Genomic DNA, 21,281 nt, shown 5'->3' on the forward strand with positions numbered 1-21,281 from the left:
ACCGGTCGCGTTGTGCCCGATCTCGTTCAAGGTTCGGGCGTATTGCAGGTGAAGAATGGAAGGTCGCGGCAGTGCCGTGGCCTTTCTTTTTGAGCGGGATTCGCAAAACGCGAAGGCTTTGGCAAATCGGTAACCAAGTGGTTGATACACTCGATACAGTTTGTATTGCGTAGCCCGGTTTTCTCCCGATGATGTTTTCTCGCGCCGAAAAAACGCCCTTGGCCGAGTGGTGGTGGTCGATTGACCGTGAACTGCTCGGAGCACTGGTCATGCTGCTGGCGGTTGGCATGGTGCTCAGTTTCGGGGCCAGTCCGGCGGTGGCCGAACGTATCGGGCTGGATGAGTGGCACTTCGTGATCCGCCACGCCATGTTCTGCATCGTCGCCGTGCCGGTAATGATGGCGACATCGCTGCTTAGTCACCGGCAGGCCCGTTTCGTGGCGCTGGGTACGCTGGTGGTCATGACCATTTTGCTCTGGGCGACGCTGTACTTTGGAACCGAGGTGAAGGGTGCCCGGCGCTGGATATCGCTGGGCGGGCAGACGATCCAGCCGACCGAATTCGTCAAACCGGCCTTTGCCGTAATCGGCGCATGGCTGTTCTCCGAATTCATGATCCATCGCAATGTGCCGGGGCGCGCCATTGCAACCGCGATCATGGTGCTGCTGGTCGGTGCGTTGTTGCTGCAGCCGGACCTCGGTCAGACGGCGCTGGTGATGGCGACCTGGGCCGTGCTGCTTTTTTTCTCGGGCATTTCCTGGTGGGTGATTATCGGGCTTGGTGGGGCAGCGGGCGGGCTGCTGGTTGGCGGCTATTTGTTCTTCCCGCATTTTGCGCGCCGTATCGACTCCTTCGTCAATCCGGAAGACGGCAATACCTATCAGGTGGACCGTGCGCTGCAGTCGCTGATGGAAGGCGGCTGGTTCGGCCGGGGGCCGGGCGAATCCGTTGCCAACCGGCTTATTCCGGACGCCCATGCCGACTTCGTGTTTTCGGCCGCCGCCGGGGAATTCGGCATCGTGTTCTGCATGGGGCTGGTGGTGTTGATCGGCTTTATCGCCATTCGGGCGATGATCGCCGCGCAGCGCCAGTCGAGCCTGTTTGCCCGGCTTGCCGCTTCGACGCTGGCGGCGCAATTTGCCATGCAGTCGGGCATCAATCTGGCGGTGAACCTCAATTTGATGCCGGCCAAGGGCATGACGCTGCCGTTCGTGTCCTATGGTGGCACCTCGATGATCGCGGTGGCCTTTGGCATGGGGCTGATGCTGGCGCTGACGCGTACCAAGCCTGAGGAACGCATGGTGACCGGCCTTCCCAGTTACCGCAGTGCCGTGGTAGCCCCCGCCGAATGAAAACATTTGTTCTTATTGCCGGTGGCACGGGTGGCCATCTGTTTCCGGCCATGGCGCTGGCGCAGGAGTTGATCCGGCGCGGCCACGCGGTCGAATTGATGACCGACCATCGGGTGGAGAGCTATGGCGCCGACTTTCCGGCCCGGCGCATCCATATCGTGCCGGCGGCGACGCCCTCGGGCAGCAATCCGCTCAAGCTGATCGGGGCGGGCATGACCATTTTGCGCGGCATCGGCACAGCCTGGAACATATTGCGCAAGCTGCGGCCCGATGCGGTGGTCGGTTTTGGCGGCTATCCGACGTTTCCGCCATTCGTTGCCGCGAACCTTCTGGGTATCCCCGGGGTGCTCCATGAACAGAATGCGGTGATGGGCCGGGCCAACCGGGCGCTGGCGCGCTTTGCCGATGTGCTGGCGATGAGCTTTCCGGAAACGCGCTTTGCCGAGAACCAGAGGCTGGACAAGGTCGTGACCGGCAATCCGGTGCGCGACCGCGTGCGGCCGCTGGCCGGCAAGGCCTATCCCGCGCTGGGGCCGAAAGGGACCATCCGGCTGGTGGTGACCGGTGGCAGCCAGGGCGCGCGGGCGCTGTCAGACATCGTGCCGGCGGCCATAGCATTACTGCCCGAAGCCATGCGAAACCGGCTGCAAATCCTGCAGCAGGCGCGGGCCGAGGATATCGAGCGAGTGGCTGAGAGCTATCGGCAATCGCGCACCAGCGTGGAACTGTCGAGCTTCATAGCGGACCTGCCCGAGCGGATTGCCGATGCGCATCTGGTCATCGGACGGGCGGGGGCCTCCACGGTGACCGAGCTTTGCGTCATCGGGCGTCCGGCCATTCTCATTCCGCTGCCCGGCTCGCTGGATTCAGACCAGAAGCACAATGCCCTGTTTCTGGAAGAGGGCGGCGGTGGCTGGGTGGCCGAGCAGGCCACGCTTTCACCGCAATCGCTTGCCACTCGACTTCACGGGTTATTGAGCGATCCGGACCGGCTCAAGCGCGCTGCAGGCGCCGCGGCCGCGCTGGGCAAGCCCGCCGCAGTCGAGCGGCTGGCCGATATTGCTGAGACGCTGGCCGGCAAGAATAGCCAGATCGAAGGGAGATCCACACCATGAAGATGCCCCGCAATATCGGGCCGGTTCATTTCATCGGCATAGGCGGCATCGGCATGAGCGGTATCGCCGAAATCCTGCACAACCAGGGATATGTGGTTCAGGGCTCTGACGCCGCGCTCAATCCCAATGTGCAGCGGCTGCGCGACATGGGGATCAAGGTCGAGATCGGCCAGAGCGGCGATAATCTGGGCAAAGCCGAGGTGGTCGTCGTTTCCTCGGCTATCAAGAAGGATAATCCGGAGCTGATGGCGGCGCGGGCGCGGGCGCTGCCGGTGGTGCGCCGGGCCGAGATGCTGGCCGAGATCATGCGCTTCAAGACCGCCATTGCCATTGGCGGCACGCATGGCAAGACCACCACGACAACGCTGGTCGCAACACTGCTCGATGCGGGCAATCTCGATCCGACGGTGATCAATGGCGGCATCATCAATGCCTATGGCACCAATGCGCGGCTGGGCGGCGGCGAGTGGATGGTTGTGGAGGCCGACGAGAGCGACGGCACCTTCGTCAAGCTGCCGGCCGACGTGGCGGTGGTGACCAATATCGATGCCGAGCACCTGGATCACTATGGCAGCTTCGAGGGCGTGAAAAAGGCTTTCCACCAGTTCGTGGAGAATGTGCCGTTTTATGGTTTTGCCGTGATGTGCCTGGATCACCCCGAGGTGCAGGCGCTGGTGGGCGAAATCCGCGATCGCCGCGTGATTACCTATGGCCGCAATCCGCAGGCCGATGTGCGGCTGATCGATCTAGAAAACCGCGACGGCGTGCAGCATTTCTCCGTGGAAATCCGCGACCGCATCCGGCAAACGCAGTTGCGCATAGATGGGCTGGAACTGCCCATGCCGGGCATTCACAATGCGCTCAATGCCATCGCTGCGATTGCTGTTGCGGACCAACTGCATGTACCGGCTGAGGCGATCCGCAAGGGATTGCGTGAGTTCACCGGGGTGAAGCGGCGCTTCACCAAGACCGGCGAAGTCGGCGGGGTCACGGTAATCGATGATTATGGGCACCATCCGGTAGAAATATCGGCAGTGCTTCGGGCTGCGCGGCAGTCGGCGCGGCGCGACGTGATCGCGGTGGTGCAGCCGCACCGCTATTCGCGCGTCAACGATTTGTTCGATGACTTCGCGGCCTGTTTCAATGATGCCGATACGGTGATTGTGGCGCCCATCTATGCGGCTGGTGAACAGCCGTTGCCGGGCGTGACGCATGAGGAGCTGGTCAATCGCATAAGGGCGCGCGGGCATCGCGATGCGCGGGTGATCGACCGGCCCGAAGCGCTGGCGCCGCTCTTGGCCTCGAGGGTCGAGGAAGGGGATTATGTCGTGTGCCTAGGCGCGGGCAATATCACGCAATGGGCTGCGGCTCTGCCGGGTGAGCTCGAGGCGCTGATGGGCGAGACTGACAAATGAGCAAGCATGTCGCCGTCCTGATGGGCGGGTGGTCCAATGAGCGGCCGGTTTCGCTGAGTTCGGGGACAGAATGCGCAGCGGCTTTGCGGCGGGCAGGCTACCGGGTCACCGAAGTCGACGTTGGGCGCGACATTGCCAATGTGCTGGCGGAGCTGAAGCCGGAAGTGGCATTCAATGCCCTGCATGGGCCGTTTGGCGAGAGCGGGATGATTCAGGGCCTGCTGGAGCTGCTGCAGATTCCCTATACCCATTCGGGCGTGCTGGCCTCGGCACTGGCGATGGACAAGCACCAGGCCAAGATCACGCTCAAGTCCGCAGGCGTGCCGGTGACCGACCATGTGATCGTGAACCGGGCCGAGGCGGGCAGGGCGCATGTGATGCCGCCGCCCTACGTGATCAAGCCGATCGCCGACGGATCGAGCTTCGGGGTGTTCATCGTCAAGGGCGAGACCAGCCATCCGCCGCAGGAAATCCTGCGCGAAGACTGGAACTCGGGCGAAGAGGTGATGGTCGAGCGCTATATTCCGGGGCGCGAGCTGACCTGTGCGGTGATGGGCGACGTGGCACTGGGGGTGACCGAGATCGTCACCGAACTGACCTTCTACAATTATGAGGCGAAATACGCCCAAGGCGGGTCAGTTCACGTTATTCCGGCCGATCTGAAACCGAAAATTTACGACAAAGTGCAGAAGATGGCACTGGCCGCCCATGCGGCTATCGGCTGCCGCGGCGTGACCCGTACCGACTTCCGGTACAACGATGCGGTGGGCGAAGAAGGCGAACTTGTCTGTCTGGAAATCAATACCCAGCCGGGCATGACGCCGACCTCACTGGTGCCCGAGCAGGCGGCTCACGCCGGGCACTCCTACGAAGAGCTGGTCTCCTGGATGGTGGAGGACGCGAGTTGCAACAGGTAAAGAGCGAGACCTTTCTCGCCGGGGCGCGGCTGGTGGACCCCCGCGCGCTGCCTGTTCCGATCCGCAAGCCGCGCTGGAAGCTTGCCAACCATATCAACCGTGCCCTGGTGCTGCATGGTGGACTGATCCGCCGCAGTGCGATGGTGGCGCTGGTGCTCGCTGCAGGTTTTGCCCTGTACCAGGTGCGCGAGCCGATCGGCCAATTGGCCAATACACTGGGTGGTGTTGCCCAGGGCAATTTCGCCCAGGCGGGGCTCGCCATCGGCGAAATCTCGATTTCGGGCCAGTCGCTCACTCGGGAGCAGGACATTTTCGATGCGCTGGGCATCCAGCCGCATACATCGACGCTGGGTTTTGACGTGGAGGCGGCGCGCCAGCGCGTGGCTGAACTGCCGGCTGTCGAAACGGTCATCGTACGCAAGACCTATCCGGGCGATGTCGACGTGGTCATCACCGAGAAGACGCCGGTAGCGCGCTGGGCTGTCGATGGCGTGACCTTCCTGATCGATGGCCGGGGTGAGCAGATTGCCGAGGCCGGTCCCGACTATTCTGGGCTGCCGCTGGTGATCGGCGATGGTGCGGCAGACGATGCGCTGGTGATGATCCGGGCGCTCAATGGTTTTCCGCTGCTGCAGGATGGTCTGGTCGCGCTGTCGCGCATAGCCGACCGGCGCTGGGATTTGATCTTTGATACGGGCCTGCGGGTGCAACTGCCAGAGCAGGGCGTGGCACAGGCTATGGCACGGCTCGTGTCCTATCAGAACGACTATCAACTGCTCGACCGCGACGTGTCGGTGATCGATCTGCGCATCGACAGCGTGGTTGCCGTGCGCCCCAACAAGACTGACGAAGATCCCGACAAATCATGATGAGCGATGCGATGACTTCCCGGCTGCGGCCGGTTCAGCCGGGCAAGACCACCCTGGTGGCGGTGCTGGACATTGGCTCCACCAAGATCTGCTGCGTGATTGCGCGGCTGGTGCCGCGGGCCGAGGGCAAGGCGCTCAGGGGCCGCACGCATCAGGCCGAAGTCATCGGCTTCGGCTATGGCCCGGCCGCCGGGGTCAAGAGCGGTGTCGTGACCGATATCGACAAGGCCGAGCAGGCCATTCGCAATGTCGTGGGCATGGCGGAACGCGCCGCCGGCCTGACGCTGGAAAGCGTATTGGTCAATGTGACGGCCGGCCGGTTGGGCTCGGAGACATTCTCGGCTGCCGTGTCGCTGGATGGGCAGGAGGTTGAGAAGGCGGACATTTTCCGCGTGCTCAAGGCAGTCAATTCGCGTTCGGTGCGGCCGGAACGCTCGATTGTCCATGCGTTGCCGATCGGTTACGCATTGGATGGGCAGAAAGGCATTCGCGACCCCAAGGGCATGGTCGGCGAAAAGCTGGGCGTGGATGTTGCGGTGGTAAGTGCTGAGACGCTGGCCATGCGCAATCTGGAACTGGTGCTGCACCGGTGCCATTTGCAGATCGAGGCGCTGGTGGCCACGCCCTATGCCTCCGGCCTGGCGACGCTGGTCGATGACGAGGCGCAACTCGGCGTGGCGTGCGTCGACTTTGGCGGCGCGACTACCACGGTTTCGGTCTTCAATGATGGGCACATGGTCTATGCCGATGCCATCGCCATTGGCGGGCATCATCTGACGCTTGATATTGCGCGGCAGCTTTCGGTGAGCGTGGCCGATGCCGAACGCCTCAAGACCCTGCATGGCTCGGTGTTGCCGGGGCAGGCCGACGAGCGCGAGATGATCGCCATTCAGCCGGTTGGGGCTTCACATGATGAAGCGCCGGGGCAGATTCCGCGCGCCGTACTGACCCGCATCATGCGGCCGCGCATCGAGGAAATCCTCACGGCGATCCGCGACCGGATGCAGGCCACCGGCATGATGGATGTATGCGGCCGCCGCTTTGTGCTGACCGGGGGCGCCAGCGAAATGACCGGCCTGCCGGAAGTGGCGCGGCGCATTCTGGCGCGCAACGTGCGCAATGGCCGGCCGATGGGCATTTCCGGTCTTCCAGAGATCGCCAAGGGCGCCGCCTTTGCCACCATGGCTGGCATGCTGGTCTATCCGCAGGTCTGCGCCCAGGAATATGTGGAGCCGCGGGGCGCGCGGAAGCTGACCGGGACGGATGGGTATATTGCCAGGGTGGGCAACTGGCTGCGGAGCAGTTTTTAGGTCGTTCGACTAGTAGTCTCGCCCCGCATAGCGATGGGGCTCCTGCGCCCGGTCGCCCTTGCCTATGAATTGCGCCCAAACGCCACCTGGCCGCCAAACGCTTTCCATAATCGAGGCTGCAAGTGGAGTGTCCGGGCCGTCAATGCTGTCACGGTACAGAAAGGCCGTGACGCGCGCATTGTAGATACAATGGATGTGTAAAACGGCATCTTCTGCATCCGCCATAGCGGTCCGGAACCGCTGGAAATCGGCCTCTGCCGGCGCCGAGAAATCGACAGGGATATAAGTGTAGTCAATGTCCAACGCCGCGAGCGCCCGCCGCTCGTCCGGCAAGGCGTTCTCGTGGCTATTTGGACCCAGATTGATCACATGCGTCACGCCAAGCTCACCGAGCTTGGCGAGTTGGATCAATGTCGGCTGGCCGGAGGTTGTCAGTCGGGCGTTGAACCTGCGCCAGTTGAGAATTTCTGCGGGATCTCCGCTAGAAGCAAACGCCAATATCTCGTGAGTCACGGCATGTTCCTTCACATCGGTGGATAATGCCCAGGCGCACGGCAACGGTCCTCGTGCTTCCCAGTGGTCCTCCACCTGCAAGCGCCAGTCACACGGACAAGGAAGTGTTTTCCGGACAGGGGGCGCAGGTCAAGCAGAAGCTGCAATCCGCCTTTCGCAATTGTCGTGGTTAACCGGGAGTGAACGCGTAACGAGGGGGTGTCGCAATTTGCGCGAAAGTTAACTGGGATGATTCACTTGTTAGGGCGGAGTTAACGAATGGATGGGTAAATCTTAACCAACCACGCCACTATGGGGCCACCTATGACCATCAATCTGACTATCCCGGACATCCAGGAACTCAAGCCCCGCATCACCGTGTTCGGTGCGGGCGGCGCCGGCGGCAATGCCGTCAACAACATGATCGAATCCGGCCTTGATGGCGTCGATTTCGTTGTTGCCAATACCGATGCGCAGGCCTTGGCCCTATCCAAAGCTCAGCGCATCATTCAGCTCGGTGTCGGCGTGACCGAGGGCCTTGGTGCCGGCTCTCACCCGGAAGTGGGCCGTGCGGCGGCCGAAGAGAGCTGGGACGAAATCAACGATCACCTCTCCGGTTCGCACATGGTGTTCATCACCGCCGGCATGGGTGGTGGTACCGGCACTGGCGCGGCTCCGGTGATTGCCCGTGCTGCGCGCGAGCAGGGCATTCTGACGGTTGGCGTGGTGACCAAGCCGTTCAATTTTGAAGGCAATCGTCGTGCCCGCCTGGCGGAAGACGGCATTGACGAGCTGCATCGCCATGTCGATACGCTGATCGTCATTCCGAACCAGAACCTGTTCCGCGTGGCCAATGAGAAGACCACCTTTGCCGATGCCTTCGCGATGGCTGACCAGGTGCTGTTCTCGGGGGTCGCCTGCATCACCGATCTCATGGTCAAGGAAGGCCTGATCAACCTCGACTTCGCCGACGTGCGCGCCGTGATGCGCGGCATGGGCAAGGCGATGATGGGTACCGGCGAGGCCTCGGGCGAAGATCGCGCCCGTCACGCTGCCGAAGCGGCCATTGCCAATCCGCTGCTCGACGATGTGTCGATGCAGGGGGCCCGTGGCCTGTTGATCTCCATCACCGGCGGTCCGGACTTGACGCTTTATGAAGTCGATGAAGCGGCCAGCCGTATTCGTGAGGAAGTCGATACCGACGCCAATATCATCCTGGGCGCCACCTACGATCCGAACCTGAATGGCACGATCCGCGTGTCGGTCGTGGCGACCGGTACCGATGCGACCATGGTTCAGGCCATGGAGCCGGCCAAGCCGCATGCTTCGCGCACGCCGCTTTCGGTGAAGCGCCATGTGCCGGCCGAGCATTCGGTGGTGCCGCAGACGGTGCAGCCTGTGACGGCGCATGCCCAGGCGGAGGCTGAGGAAATCGGTCACCAGGTGGAAGCTGCTGTTGCCGAAGCCTTTGCCGCGCACAAGGCTGCGCCGGCCTTGGCCGACGAAGACGACGGCATTGTGGTCGAACCCTTCACGCCTGAAGCAGAAAGCCTTGCCGAAGCCGAAGAAGCTCCGATGGTGCAGGAGCAGCCGATTCCCAGCGTCTATGTGCCCTCCCATGCCGCTCGTCCGGATGGACAGCGCCGGATGCCGCGCACCGAGGAGCTGCCCGCTGTTGCGCGCCGGTCACAGGAGCTGCAGGATCGTCATGAGGCCGAACCGCGCAATGCGCGGGCCCTGTTCAAGCGTCTGGCCTCCAATGTCGGGCTCAATCTTGGCCAGCAGCAGGCTGAGAGCCGTGCCGAGCCGCAGGCCCCGGTGGCCGATGATGCCGCCGCACGCAGTGCAATTGAGGCTGGTGTGGCAAGGACTTCCCGGGTCGCTCCGGCCAGCGAGGGGGCTCGCGGCCAGCTGGACAATCAGGGGCGTGCCCCGGCGGCTGCGCCTGCCAAGGAGCATCTGGAAATTCCGGCATTCCTGCGCAAGCACGGTTGATCCCTCGGCGATCTTCGACAAAAAGCTCTCTCGGTGCGGCTTCCGCACCGAGTTTTTTTTGGCTAACTGTCTCAACTGAGCGTGAACGTCCCCGCGGAGCATTTCCAGGCATGAACAAACTATCGCAGCGCCAGCGCACGCTTGCCGGCGAAATCAGCTTTGCCGGTTATGGCGTTCACAGTGCGCAGCCGGTCACGCTGACCTTGGCGCCGGGGGCTCCTGAAAGCGGCTACACCATCCGCCGTGACCTGGGCGAGGGACGTTTCACGAAGCCAGTGCCGGTGCACCATTCCCGCGTGACGCGGACGACCCTTTGCACCACGCTGGACCTGGGCGACAGCGTCAGTGTCGCTACCGTGGAACATGTGGTCTCCGCCTTGAGCGGCATGGGCGTGGACAATGCGCTGATCACGCTTGATGGTCCGGAATGCCCGATCATGGATGGCTCGGCCTATCCCTTCGCCGAGGCAATTCTGGCGGTGGGGCTGGAAATTCAGCCGGTCCAGAAGAGATTTCTCAAGATCGTGCGCGCCGTGACCGTGCGCAACAATGACGCCTTTGCCGCGCTCGAACCCTATAATGGCCGCGCGCTCGACCTGGAGATCGATTTCGATTCCAAGGTGATCGGCCGGCAGCGGATGATTTTCGACTGGACGCCGCGGCGCTATTTCGAGGACGTTTCGCAGGCCCGTACTTTCGGCTTTGTGCGCGATGCCAAGATCCTGCGCCAGGCCGGTTACGCGCTCGGTTCGAGCCTGGATAACTCCATCACCGTGCATGAGGATCGCATCCTCAATCCCGGTGGTCTGCGCTTTGAAGACGAATTCGTGCGGCACAAGCTGCTGGACGCCATTGGCGACCTGTCATTGGGCGGGCTGGCCATCTGGGGCAAGTTCCGCTCCTACAAGGGCGGTCACGCGCTTAACGCGCATGTGCTGGCCTCGCTCTTTTCCAGCGAAGCCAACTATGAAATAGTCAATGCAGAAGACCTGCCGCTGGAATTCGAGAGCTTTGAGGACCAGCCCGAGGGTCTGGAAGTTCATCACTACTTGCGGTCCGTGCGCTGAGGGGCCTTGGTCCAGCAGCCGCGCCACAGTTTTGATCCAATTGCCGACTAGGCCCGCAGACCTGCTGCGGAATGATTTTGAACGGGGCCGTTCGTGAAGCTTGACGTTTTGAGCCAGTTTTCCCGCCGGGCTATCCGGTTTGCTGCCATGGGCCTTATGGCCGTGGTCCTGACCGCGTGCTCGGGCATGAACCTGTTCGGTCCGCCCAAGATCAAGGAAGAACCGATTGTTCCGGCCCAGACGCTCTACCAGGGTGCGCTGGACGACATGGATCGGCAATACTACCAGACCGCGATCAGCAAGCTCGAGAAGCTGGAGCGTCAGCATCCGCGTGATCCGCTGACCGAGAAGGGCAAGCTGATGCAGGTCTATGCCAATTATCGCATTGGCCGTTTTGACGAGGCGATTCTGGCCTCAGACCGTTATCTGGCGCTTTATCCGTCCAGTTCGGAAGTGCCCTATGTGCTCTGGCTCAAAGGCACGGCCTATTTCGCGCAGATCAAGGACATCACCCGCGACCAGCAATTGTCGCGCGATGCGATCGATACCTACAATCTGCTGATCAGCAATTACCCCAAGTCCGAGCATGCCAGCGACGCCCGCGAAAAGCTGTTGGTGGCCTTTGACCAGCTTGCCGGCAAGGAAATGTCGGTGGGCCGCTACTACCAGGGCAATGGGCAATATGCTGCCGCCATCAACCGCTTCCGTGAAGTGGTGGAGCGCTGGCAGACCTCGACCCATATTGAAGAGGCGCTTTATCGCCTGACCGAAACCTATCTGCTGCTGGGACTGACCAGCGAGGCCATGTCGGCGGCGGCTGTGCTGGGCCACAATTACCCGGCCAGCGATTGGTATAAGCGGTCGTTCGAACTCTTGGGCAAGCAGGGGCTGGCGCCGCAGCTTAATTCGGGTAGTTGGCTGGCCGGTTATCGGGCCTGAGGCCTTCAACAAAATCAATGTTGCTATTTTGTTCCGGGGCGCTATCATGCGTCCCGGTCCTGCTTTTGTGACCCGACTTTGCTGTGGAAGGTTGCCCGAAGGGCGGCGGAGCACGCAGAAGCGGTGGTAGAAGCGGGCCATTGGTGGTGTGGCCACGGGAAGAAACGCGCATGCTGAACGCGCTGTCAGTCCGCAATATTGTTCTTATCGACCAACTCGACCTGGCCCTGGATGGGGGCATGACGGTGCTGACCGGGGAGACCGGCGCCGGCAAATCAATCTTGCTCGACGCGCTGACGCTGGCGCTGGGCGGCCGGGGCGATGCCTCGCTGGTCCGCCAGGGGCAGGAGAGCGGTCAGGTGGTGGCGGTGGTCGAACTGGCCGCCGATCACCCGGCGCGGGCGCTGCTGCGCGACAATGCCATTCCCGATGATGAAGACGTGATCCTCAGGCGCGTGCAGTTTGCCGATGGGCGAACGCGCGCCTTCATCAATGACCAGCCGGTATCGGCCTCGCTGCTGCAGAAGGTTGGCAGCCAGGTGGTGGAAATCCACGGCCAGCATGACGACCGGGCGCTGGTGGATGTGGCGACGCATCGTGCGGCGCTCGATGCTTTTGGCGAGTTGAGCGCGGAAGTCGATGCGGTGCGCGAATGCTGGGCGGCACTGGTGGAGGCGCAGCAGGCGGTGGCGGAGCAGCGGGCACTGGTTGCCGAAGCGCTGGCCGCCGAGGATTATGCCCGCCATACCGTAGAAGAGCTGAGCAAGCTCAACCCGGTTGCCGGCGAGGAGGAGGAACTGGCGGGCCGCCGGCAGCAATTGCAGCAGGCTGAAAAGGCTGCCGCCGATGTGGTCGAAATCGACGAAATCCTCAACGGTCCGAATGCGCCGACACCAGCGCTGGCGTCGCTGATGCGGCGGCTGATGCGCAAGATCGATGGCGGCGCTGAGCTGTTCCAGCCCATCGTGGATGCGCTTGATGCGTCGCTGACGACGCTGGACCGCACCGGTGACGCACTGGAAGAGCTCAAGCGCGAAATGGCGTTCGATCCGGCCGAGCTTGAGGATGTCGAGGAGCGCCTGTTCGCGCTACGGGCGGCTGCGCGCAAGCACCAGACCGATTGCGATGGGTTGGCCGACGTGCTGGCGAAATATCAAGGCGATCTCGAAACGCTGCAGAGCGGAGAAAGCCGTCTCAAGGGGCTGGAGGCGGAAGAGGCCACGGCGCGCGCACGCTATCGCGAGGCGGCCGATATACTCAGCGCCGGGCGCAAGTCCGCTGCCGCGGCACTGAGCGAGGCCGTGGAGGCCGAACTGCCCGATCTCAAGCTCGGGGCGGCGCGGTTCATCGTCGACCACCAGGCCGACGGCGAGCGGGTGTCGGCGGCCGGCTATGACCAGATCGCGTTTCATGTGCAGACCAACCCAGGCACCGCGCCCGGTCCACTGCTCAAGGTGGCGTCAGGCGGCGAGCTGAGCCGGTTCCTTCTGGCGCTCAAGGTTGTGCTGGCTGATCGTGGTTCTGCGCCGGTACTGATCTTTGACGAAATCGACACCGGTGTGGGCGGGGCCGTGGCCGACGCCATTGGCAGGCGGCTGGCGCGACTGGCCAAGACAGTGCAGGTGCTCACGGTGACCCATGCGCCGCAGGTGGCAGCCGGGGCAGACCGGCATCTGCTGATTGAAAAGCAGATGGTGGAAGAGGGGGCATTCATGCGCACCCATGTCCGCTCGCTGGACAAGCTGGCGCGGCAGGAAGAGGTGGCGCGCATGTTGGCGGGTGCGGAAATCACCAAGGAAGCGCGCGCTGCTGCCAAGAAATTGCTGGCGGCGGTGGGATAACGATCTTGTTCGGGTACCCCCTTCCGGCCTCCCCCTGATAGAGGGAGGGGCGCTGCGGAGCCCGCCGTTTTGGTGTGCCTCGATCTTTACCGCCCCCTATCAGGGGGAGGCCAGGTAGGGGTATTCTCTTTGCAAGATTCTTGTCCGAGTAGTCCCCATGTCCGACCTTTCCGTCAAAGACGTTGTTGATCTCTCCGAAGACGAGGCCCGCGCGGAACTGGAGCGGCTGGCTGCGGAGATTGCGGCGGCCGACATTGCCTATCACCAGCAGGATCGCCCCGAGATCTCGGATGCAGAATACGATGCGCTCAAGCGCCGTAATGATGCGATCGAGCAGGCTTTTCCAGAACTGGTGCGGACAGACAGTCCCTCGGAAAGGGTGGGCGCAGCACCAGCAGAGGGTTTTGCCAAGGTGCGTCACGGCGTGCCGATGCTCAGCCTGGCCAACGCCTTTTCCGAAGAGGACGTGACCGATTTCGTGGCGCGGGCCAAGAAGTTCTTCATGGCCGATGTTCTGCGCGATCCAGATTTCGAATTGGCCTTCACGGCTGAACCCAAGATCGACGGGCTTTCCGCCTCGCTGCGCTACGAGAATGGTGTCTTTGTGCGTGGGGCGACGCGCGGCGATGGCACCGAAGGGGAGGACATCACCGAGAATTTGAAGACCATCGGCGATATCCCGCACAAGCTTGCGGGAGCGGGGTGGCCCGCCGTGATCGAAGTCCGCGGCGAGGTCTATATGACCCATGCCGAGTTCAAGCGCCTCAAGGAGCATTCGGCCAAATTCGGTGGGCAGGACTATGTCAACCCGCGCAATACCGCCGCCGGATCGCTGCGCCAGAAAGACCCCAAGATCACGGCCAGCCGCAATCTCAATTTCTTTGCCTATGCCTGGGGCATAGCGGAGGACGAAAAAGGTAATCCGACGCCGCCTGCAGACACGCAGGCCGAGGTGGTGCGCAAGTTCAGGGAATGGGGCTTTGCCACCAATCCGCTGATGCTGCGCACCCAAAGCGCCGACGAGCTGATCGCCCAGTATCGGACCATCGAAGCGCAACGTGCGACGCTCGGCTATGATATTGACGGGGTGGTCTACAAGCTGGACCGGCTGGATTTGCAGCAGCGCTGGGGCTTTGTCGCGCGGGCGCCGCGCTGGGCCATTGCCCACAAGTTTCCGGCCGAACAGGCGACGACCATTCTGACCGGCATCGATATTCAGGTCGGGCGCACGGGTGCGCTGACGCCGGTGGCCCGGCTGCAGCCAGTGACCGTGGGCGGCGTGGTGGTCGAGAACGCGACGCTGCACAATGAGGACTACATCAAGGGCATTGGCAATAATGGCGATCCGATCCGCAACGGGGTCGACCTGCGTGTGGGCGATACGGTGATCGTGCAGCGCGCCGGAGACGTCATCCCGCAGATTGTCGATGTGTTGCTTGACAGGCGACCGGCCGGAGCCGAGGCCTTCGTCTTTCCGCATATCTGTCCCGCGTGCGGGTCGGAGGCCGTTCGGGAAATCAATGAGAAGACCGGCAAGATGGATTCGGTGCGGCGCTGCACCGGTGAGTTGATCTGCCCGGCGCAGGCGGTCGAAAACCTCAAGCATTTCGTGGCGCGCGATGCGCTTGATATCGATGGCTTGGGCGACAAGCAGGTGGCGCAGTTCTATGCCGAGGGACGCATCGCCCGGCCTGCCGACATTTTCACGCTCAAGGCCCGGGATGAGCGGAGCATGAAAAAGCTCAAGGATGCGGAGGGGTTCGGGCCGGTTTCCGTAAGAAAGCTGTTCGATGCAATCGATGCGCGGCGTGAGCCGGAGCTTGACCGGTTCATCTACGCCCTGGGCATCCGCCATGTGGGGGAGACGACGGCGGCATTGCTGGCCAAGGAGTTCGGAACGGTAGAGCGGTTCCGGGAAACGGCAATCGCGGCGGCACAGCATGAGGATGGACACTCTGTGTTTCCGCAGATTGGCGGGATTGGCGAGACGGTACGGGCCTCGGTCATGGCGTTCTTTGCCAATGAGCGGAATGTGCAGGCGCTTGATGACCTGTTGGCCGAAGTGCGGCCGCAGCCCTATGTGGTCACCGTTTCCGCCGACAGCGTGGTGGCGGGCAAGACGGTGGTGTTCACCGGTTCGCTGGAAAAAATGACCCGGACTGAGGCCAAGGCCATGGCCGAGCGGTTGGGTGCCAAGGTGGCCGGCTCGGTGTCCGGCGCCACCGATATTCTGGTGGCCGGGCCTGGCGCAGGGTCCAAGCTCAAGAAGGCCGAAGAGCTGGGCGTCGAAGTCATCAGCGAGGACGAATGGTTCGAGCGGGTGGGGCAGTGAGCTGAAAGAGGAGGGGGCGATGCGCAGACTGATCGGGTCGGCGCTGGGCGCCATGATGCTGCCGGGCATCGCGATTGCCAGTGAGGCGGGCGATCAGCTGGCCGAACTGCTCTATGCCGGAGAGGCGGCCGGCCAGCGTGCCACTTATGAAGAGCAGTGTGCCGTGCCGCACGCCGATGCCTGCTTTGGGCTGGGGCTGATCGACCTGATCGGAGCCATTGAGGGGCTGTCGCAGGCCTTTTATCGTCATGGGGCGGTGACACCGCGATTGCCGGCCGCCGCGATGATGCTCGGACTTGATGCGGATATGCCGTCGGGGCCGGCCAATCCGGAGCCGGAAGCGCTGGACTATGCGGCGTTGCGCGGCATTCTGGCTGACTTTGTCGCCGGGTTGGACCGGGCGCGGGCCAGTTTTGAGATCGCGGGTGCCCAGGGCGACTATGTGGTCACCATCGATCCGCTCCGTGTGCGTCTCGATATTAACGGCGACGGCGCGGTGGGTGAGCGGGAAACGCTGGCGACCCCGTTGGGCGACCAATTGGCGCTGCCGCAGGGCAAGAGCAAGGGCGACAAGACGGCGGTGCCCAATCTCAGCATCGGATTCGACCGGGCCGACGCGATCTGGCTGGCCGGCTATAGCCAGATCAGTGCTATCCCCTTCGACATGCTGCTGGCCCATGATTTTTCGCGCCTGTTTGAAGCGGTGGGGCACCGGCTGTTTTCCGAGGCCGGCCTGCCGATGCAGGATTATTCACGCGGCGGCACGCTGATGATGGATCCGGAGACCGATACATTTCTGGCCGATTTGATTGCGGGGCTGCACACCAGCAATTTTCCGATTGTCGACAGGGAGCGCTTTGCTGGTGTGCAGGCACGGATGCAGGCGGTGACGGCCCTGTCGCGGCAAAACTGGGCCGCTATCTTGCAGGAGACAGACGACAATCGCGAACTGGTGCCATCGCCGCGCCAGACGTCGCTGGTACCCGGCCAGCCGGTAACCCAGGAAATCGTCGAAGCGTGGATGGCAACGTTGGACCGGCTCGATGAGATTTTGGCGGGCGAACTCCTGCTGCCGCATTGGCGGTTCCGCCAGGGCTTTGACCTCAACGCCTATTTCGAGACCGCGAGCGAAACCGACATTGTGATGCTGCTGGCCGGGCAGGGCGCCTTGCCGTTTCTCAAGGAAGGGCCGGTTGCCGATGCCAACAGCTTTGCGGAAGGCAATCGGGTATTTGGCGACAATTGGCCCAATTTCGCGATCTGGTTCAATTGACCACATAGTCTGGTCCGGCGAGATTGGTACACCCACACCAAGGAACCTCCCATGCGTCTGCCTTTTGCTGTCGCTGCTGCCTTCCTGACCCTGACCTCGCTGGTCGCGGCCCAACTCTTCGACACGCCGGAGGCGCTGTTGGAGGCCTTTTATGCGCCCTATATCGGCGGTGAGCCTTTCCCCGACGAGACTGTTTTCCGATCCGCAGCGCTCAACGCCATGTATGTGGCGGATGCGGAGAACACCCCGGAAGGCGAGCTGGGGGCGCTTGATTTTGACCCCTTCATCGATGGGCAGGATTTCGACCTTGCCGATTTTTCTGTCGGTTCGCCTGATATTTCCGGCGACACCGCTCTGGTCGAGGTAAGCTTCTCCAATTTCGGGGAACCACGCCTGATTGCCTTTGAACTGACGTTCGAGGACGGTGGATGGCGGATCAACGATCTTGAGGCGGTACATCCGCAGCATTCCTATCGGCTGACTGAGATATTCGAGAGCGCCACAGAATACTGGTAGAAGCGGCGGCGCCTGTTTCGCAACTGACGCCGCCTGACCTTCAGATTTCCGTCGTCGCTTGTTTCAGCCAATCTTTTACCGCGCCGCTGACCAGCGGGCCAATCTCGGTCCAGACGCGGGCGTGATAGGCATTGAGCCAGTCGCGCTCGGCTGGGGTCAGCAGGGCGGGATCGATCAGGCGGGTATCGATCGGCGCCAGGGTCAGCGTCTCGAATTCGAGATAGCCGGGAAAATCGGCCGCGTCGCGCACCGTGATGAGGTTTTCGATGCGGATGCCATATTCACCGGCTTTGTAGTAGCCGGGTTCGTTGGAGAGGACATTGCCGGCCTCGAGCGGGGTGGTGTAGCGCGAAGAGATGCCGACGGGGCCTTCATGGACGCCCAGGAAGGCGCCGACGCCGTGGCCGGTGCCGTGATTGTAGGTGACGCCATCCTGCCAGAGGAATTGGCGGGCCAGGATGTCGATCTGGGCGCCTGTCGTGCCGGCTGGAAAACGGGCCGTCGAAATAGCGATCATGCCCTTGAGGACGCGGGTATAGCGGTCCTTCTGTTCGGCAGTGGCGGGTCCGGTCGAGAGCGTGCGGGTGATGTCGGTGGTGCCGGCGAGGTATTGGGCGCCGGAGTCCACCAGCATGATCTCGCCGGGGTTGAGCTTGCGGTCCGTCTTGGTGGTGACGCGGTAGTGCACGATGGCGCCGTTGGGACCGGCGCCGGAAATGGTGTCGAAGCTGGCGTCGATGCAGCTTTCTTCTTCCCGCCGGAAGCTTTCGAGCGCAGTGACAATGCCGGTTTCGGTCAACTCGCCCTTGGGTGCTTCGGTGTCGAACCAACTCAGGAATTTGGCCAAAGCGATGCCATCGAGCTTGTGGGCCTCGCGCATGCCGGCCAGCTCAACTTCGTTCTTGCGCGATTTGGGGCCCAGCACCGGGTCGCGTTTTTCGATCAGTTTTGCGCCCGCCGCGCGCAGGGTTTCGGCGATGGCGGCGGGTGCGGTCTGCGGATCGATGAGGACGGGGTTGCCCGTCTTGCCCAGGGTGTCGAGCGCCTCGGAGAGGGTCGTGGCCTCGGCGACAGTCGCTATGCCGTCCAGAGACGCGGTTAACTCCGGCGTGATCTTGGCAGCATCGAGGAAGAGCGTGGGCAGGCCGGTGGCTGGAACGATGGCGAAGCCGAGCACGAAGGGCGTGTTGGGCACATCGCGGCCGCGCATGTTGAACAGCCAGCAGATGGATTCGGGCAGGGTGAGGACGACGGCGGAGGCCTTGTCGGTGGCTAGTGCCTCGCGCAAGGCGGCGATCTTGTCGCTGGCGGCCTGGCCAGCGCGATTGTGGCCGAGGAATTCTATCGGGCTGACGGGCGGGGCCGGGCGGCCTGTCCAGATGGCGTCGACCAGATTGGCGTGCGGCACGGCTTCGGCGTGGCCAGCGAGCTTTTCGTTGAGGTCGCGGATCTCGCCGGGTGTGTGCAGCCAAGGGTCATAGGCCAGCTTGCCGCCTTTGGGCACATAGAGGCGGATATCGGGACTGATGCCGCCCTGATTGACCTCGTGCACGGTGACAAGCGCGGTGTCGGTCTGCGCCGGCGCTTGCAGGGTGTAGCGGCTATCCACGAACAGTGCGGCCTTGTGGGGCCCGACGACGGCCAGACCGGCCGAACCGGTGAAGCCGGTGAGATAGGCCAGGCGCGCCTCGCTGGCCGGTACCGACTCGCCGCGATGGGCGTCGGCGCGGGGAATGAGGAAGGAATCGATGCCCACTTTTTGCATAGCTGCCTTCAAGGCAGCCACACGAGGCGCCACCTGTGACGGGTCTGCCTTTTCCTCAAAGCTCTGAAAAACTGCGGGTTTGAACTGATTTTGGGTCATCGCTAGTCCTGGCAGCCGGAAGGCATGCGATGCGTTTCCGGCATAGCTGTCTTGTTGTCTTGTGTCTGGTTTTGCGCCGGGCAAAGCCTATCTTATGAGCAAGAGAACAGGAGCCCATGAAATGAGCAAGCAGAACAATGTCTTCCAGCGCGCGTTCAACGCCATTGTGGAAGGTCGCACCCGCCAGGCCGAGCGTTACGTTGCCCGTTTCGAGCGCGAACATGATCTGGGCCGCAAGGTAAACAACCGTTAAGTCTGGCCTGCAACTACGGCATGGCTGACCTGCCGGCCTGGACCTACCCGAACCAGTGCGAACAGCCTAAATGAGCGATGTCGGATGGCAACAGACTGTCCGTCACATGGAGATGAGAGATGACTGAAAGCAAGAATGGTTTCCGCAACGCATTGGGTGGTCTGATCGACGCTCGCGGTCGCGAAGCCACCCGCCAGGTCAGCTTCCGCATGCAGCATCAGTTGATCGGCGCGGTGACCAAGCGCCCATAAGGCTGCTGCATCCAAAAATAGCTGACGGTCAATGCCGATCCCCGAAGCCCGCTTCGGGGATTTGTTTTTGGGCACATACGGGGCTGCCGCCCTTCCTTTCCCCCGGATGGGGAGAAAGATCAGTTCTTCTCCAGCACCAGCGTGGTCCATTCCTTGCGCTTGAGGTGATCCTTGAGCGCGAAGCCGGCAGCCTGATATGCCGCGATGACGCCATCGGCCTGGCTATTGAGAATCCCAGAGAGAATTGCCGTGCCGCCAGGCTGGGTAATGGCCCCCACGCCCGGGGCCAGTTCGGTCAAGGGACCAGCCAGAATGTTTGCGACCACCAGATCGTAGGGTGCGCGGGCGTTGATCTCGGGGTGGTCGAGGCCGGTGGCTTCAATGGCGTCGATCTGGTCGCCGACGCCGTTTTCAACGGCGTTTTCTATGGTGGTTGTGACGGCGATGGGGTCGATATCGGTGGCGAGAATGACCGCCTCGAGCCGCTTGGCTAGGGCAATGGCAAGGACGCCGGTGCCGGTGCCGATATCGATCATGCGAGTGGGCGTGCGCTCGGTCAGCAGGGCCTCGATGGCCTCCAGGCACCCCGTGGTGGTTTCGTGGTGGCCGGTGCCGAAGGCCTGGGCGGCGTCGATCTTCATCGGCGTCAGGCCATCGGGGATGGGGCCGGTCTCGTGGCTGCCATAAACATAGAAGCCGCCAGCAATAACGGGCGCCAGGCCCTCAAGCGATTTGGCGACCCAGTTGATCTCCGGATCGATGGGGGCGACGGAGAAATCCACGCTGCCGCCGAGCACCTGGCGGGCCAGTTCGGAAAAGGCTTCGATATCGGGCGGGCTGTCGCAGGAGGCCTCGAATATCCACTCGCCGGTCTCTTCATTTTCGTGGGCAGAAGCGGTCAGCGCGAGATCATCGCGCTCGGAGACGGCATCGACCAGGGCATAGGCCTGCTCCTTGGTGAGGGAGACGGAAAGCTGGTCGACGGACATGGAAAAGCCTTGCGCTAGTAGAGTGGCTTTCCTTGCGTTACCGGAAGGGGCGAAGTCAAGGATGGGGATTGACGGGGTTGGTCTATCTGTTCATTCTTTGTTCTAAACTGAGGGCGCGACATGTATGGATTGATTGGACGGTTTCGGGCGGTTGAAGGCAAGCGCGATGACCTGATCGCGGTGATGCTGCAGGGCAGCGTGCCGATGGCTGGGTGCAGGAGCTATGTCATCGCGCGCGACCCTGGCAGCGAGGACGGCATCTGGATCACCGAGGTGTGGGACAGCCAGGAGAGCCACAAGGCCTCGCTGAGCATTCCCGAGGTGAAGGCGACGATTGCCAAGGCCATGCCGCTGATCGCGGGGTTTGAAGAGCATATCGAGACGGAGCCGGTGGGCGGGATCGGAATCTAGGCGCTTCAGAGCAGATCAGCGTCACGCGCCGGTTGCAGGGGCCTAGCCGCGATAGGGGACGCTTCCCCCGAGATATTTGC

General features: G+C 62.6%; 19 protein-coding genes and 1 riboswitch. Of the genes, 16 read left to right on the plus strand and 3 right to left on the minus strand.

Annotated elements, in window-relative coordinates; genetic code table 11:
* Positions 1-191 precede the first annotated feature (191 nt).
* The 6 genes from ACE4RL_RS09125 to ftsA are packed head-to-tail and all read left to right on the plus strand — an operon-like array spanning position 192 to position 6,978.
* The gene (locus ACE4RL_RS09125) at positions 192-1,352 is read left to right on the plus strand and encodes an FtsW/RodA/SpoVE family cell cycle protein (protein WP_375600259.1); all 1,161 of its coding nucleotides are present in this window, start codon (positions 192-194) and stop codon (positions 1,350-1,352) included.
* Positions 1,349-2,467 (plus strand): undecaprenyldiphospho-muramoylpentapeptide beta-N-acetylglucosaminyltransferase, encoded by a 1,119-nt coding sequence (gene murG, locus ACE4RL_RS09130; protein ID WP_375600180.1) that lies wholly within the window; start codon positions 1,349-1,351, stop codon positions 2,465-2,467. Before ACE4RL_RS09125 ends, murG begins: the two co-directional genes overlap by 4 nt.
* A complete protein-coding gene (murC, locus tag ACE4RL_RS09135) occupies positions 2,464-3,882 on the plus strand; it encodes a UDP-N-acetylmuramate--L-alanine ligase (RefSeq protein ID WP_375600181.1) in 1,419 nt (472 codons plus the stop codon). The genes murG and murC overlap by 4 nt, the downstream gene beginning before the upstream one ends.
* A complete protein-coding gene (locus ACE4RL_RS09140) occupies positions 3,879-4,799 on the plus strand; it encodes a D-alanine--D-alanine ligase (RefSeq protein WP_375600182.1) in 921 nt (306 codons plus the stop codon). Before murC ends, ACE4RL_RS09140 begins: the two co-directional genes overlap by 4 nt.
* The gene (locus ACE4RL_RS09145; protein WP_375600183.1) at positions 4,787-5,668 is read left to right on the plus strand and encodes a cell division protein FtsQ/DivIB; all 882 of its coding nucleotides are present in this window, start codon (positions 4,787-4,789) and stop codon (positions 5,666-5,668) included. The genes ACE4RL_RS09140 and ACE4RL_RS09145 overlap by 13 nt, the downstream gene beginning before the upstream one ends.
* Before the next feature lie 11 nt (positions 5,669-5,679).
* Entirely contained in the window at positions 5,680-6,978 is a 1,299-nt protein-coding gene (gene ftsA / locus ACE4RL_RS09150) for a cell division protein FtsA (protein WP_375600184.1), read from the plus strand.
* 9 nt (positions 6,979-6,987) lie between these two features.
* Here ftsA and ACE4RL_RS09155 read toward each other — a convergent pair whose 3' ends face one another.
* On the minus strand, positions 6,988-7,491 hold the full coding sequence (locus tag ACE4RL_RS09155) for a protein tyrosine phosphatase family protein (RefSeq protein WP_375600185.1): 504 nt from the start codon (positions 7,489-7,491) through the stop codon (positions 6,988-6,990).
* 21 nt (positions 7,492-7,512) lie between these two features.
* Positions 7,513-7,593, minus strand: a riboswitch (ZMP/ZTP riboswitch).
* Between the two features lie 201 nt (positions 7,594-7,794).
* Here ACE4RL_RS09155 and ftsZ point away from each other — a divergent pair.
* From ftsZ to ACE4RL_RS09190, 7 genes are all read left to right on the plus strand, one after another.
* Positions 7,795-9,465 (plus strand): cell division protein FtsZ, encoded by a 1,671-nt coding sequence (ftsZ, locus tag ACE4RL_RS09160; protein ID WP_375600186.1) that lies wholly within the window; start codon positions 7,795-7,797, stop codon positions 9,463-9,465.
* A gap of 110 nt (positions 9,466-9,575) precedes the next feature.
* The gene (gene lpxC / locus ACE4RL_RS09165; protein WP_375600187.1) at positions 9,576-10,532 is read left to right on the plus strand and encodes a UDP-3-O-acyl-N-acetylglucosamine deacetylase; all 957 of its coding nucleotides are present in this window, start codon (positions 9,576-9,578) and stop codon (positions 10,530-10,532) included.
* A gap of 93 nt (positions 10,533-10,625) precedes the next feature.
* A complete protein-coding gene (locus ACE4RL_RS09170) occupies positions 10,626-11,471 on the plus strand; it encodes an outer membrane protein assembly factor BamD (protein ID WP_375600188.1) in 846 nt (281 codons plus the stop codon).
* A 170-nt stretch (positions 11,472-11,641) separates the two neighbouring features.
* Entirely contained in the window at positions 11,642-13,312 is a 1,671-nt protein-coding gene (recN, locus tag ACE4RL_RS09175) for a DNA repair protein RecN (protein ID WP_375600189.1), read from the plus strand.
* Between the two features lie 157 nt (positions 13,313-13,469).
* The gene (ligA, locus tag ACE4RL_RS09180; protein ID WP_375600190.1) at positions 13,470-15,644 is read left to right on the plus strand and encodes an NAD-dependent DNA ligase LigA; all 2,175 of its coding nucleotides are present in this window, start codon (positions 13,470-13,472) and stop codon (positions 15,642-15,644) included.
* Between the two features lie 19 nt (positions 15,645-15,663).
* Positions 15,664-16,917, plus strand: coding sequence for a hypothetical protein (locus tag ACE4RL_RS09185; protein ID WP_375600191.1), 1,254 nt, complete (start codon positions 15,664-15,666; stop codon positions 16,915-16,917).
* Positions 16,918-16,968: 51 nt separating this feature from the next.
* Positions 16,969-17,433, plus strand: coding sequence for a hypothetical protein (locus tag ACE4RL_RS09190; protein ID WP_375600192.1), 465 nt, complete (start codon positions 16,969-16,971; stop codon positions 17,431-17,433).
* 40 nt (positions 17,434-17,473) lie between these two features.
* On the opposite strand, the gene ACE4RL_RS09195 is transcribed toward ACE4RL_RS09190, so the two are convergent.
* Positions 17,474-19,297: an aminopeptidase P family protein gene (locus tag ACE4RL_RS09195; protein WP_375600193.1), complete on the minus strand. Its 1,824-nt coding sequence runs from the start codon at positions 19,295-19,297 to the stop codon at positions 17,474-17,476.
* A 121-nt stretch (positions 19,298-19,418) separates the two neighbouring features.
* Here ACE4RL_RS09195 and ACE4RL_RS09200 point away from each other — a divergent pair, with 121 nt between their 5' ends.
* The gene (locus ACE4RL_RS09200; RefSeq protein ID WP_375600194.1) at positions 19,419-19,550 is read left to right on the plus strand and encodes a hypothetical protein; all 132 of its coding nucleotides are present in this window, start codon (positions 19,419-19,421) and stop codon (positions 19,548-19,550) included.
* Between the two features lie 119 nt (positions 19,551-19,669).
* The gene (locus tag ACE4RL_RS09205; RefSeq protein ID WP_375600195.1) at positions 19,670-19,801 is read left to right on the plus strand and encodes a hypothetical protein; all 132 of its coding nucleotides are present in this window, start codon (positions 19,670-19,672) and stop codon (positions 19,799-19,801) included.
* A 119-nt stretch (positions 19,802-19,920) separates the two neighbouring features.
* On the opposite strand, the gene ACE4RL_RS09210 is transcribed toward ACE4RL_RS09205, so the two are convergent.
* Positions 19,921-20,790 carry a 50S ribosomal protein L11 methyltransferase gene (locus ACE4RL_RS09210; RefSeq protein ID WP_375600196.1) on the minus strand — a complete coding sequence of 290 codons (870 nt, stop codon included), beginning with the start codon at positions 20,788-20,790 and terminating at the stop codon, positions 19,921-19,923.
* Positions 20,791-20,910: 120 nt separating this feature from the next.
* Here ACE4RL_RS09210 and ACE4RL_RS09215 point away from each other — a divergent pair, with 120 nt between their 5' ends.
* Positions 20,911-21,201 carry a putative quinol monooxygenase gene (locus ACE4RL_RS09215; protein ID WP_375600197.1) on the plus strand — a complete coding sequence of 97 codons (291 nt, stop codon included), beginning with the start codon at positions 20,911-20,913 and terminating at the stop codon, positions 21,199-21,201.
* Positions 21,202-21,281 lie beyond the last annotated feature (80 nt).

This window comes from Devosia polycyclovorans, assembly GCF_042181575.1.
In the GTDB taxonomy this organism is placed as follows: domain Bacteria; phylum Pseudomonadota; class Alphaproteobacteria; order Rhizobiales; family Devosiaceae; genus Devosia; species Devosia polycyclovorans.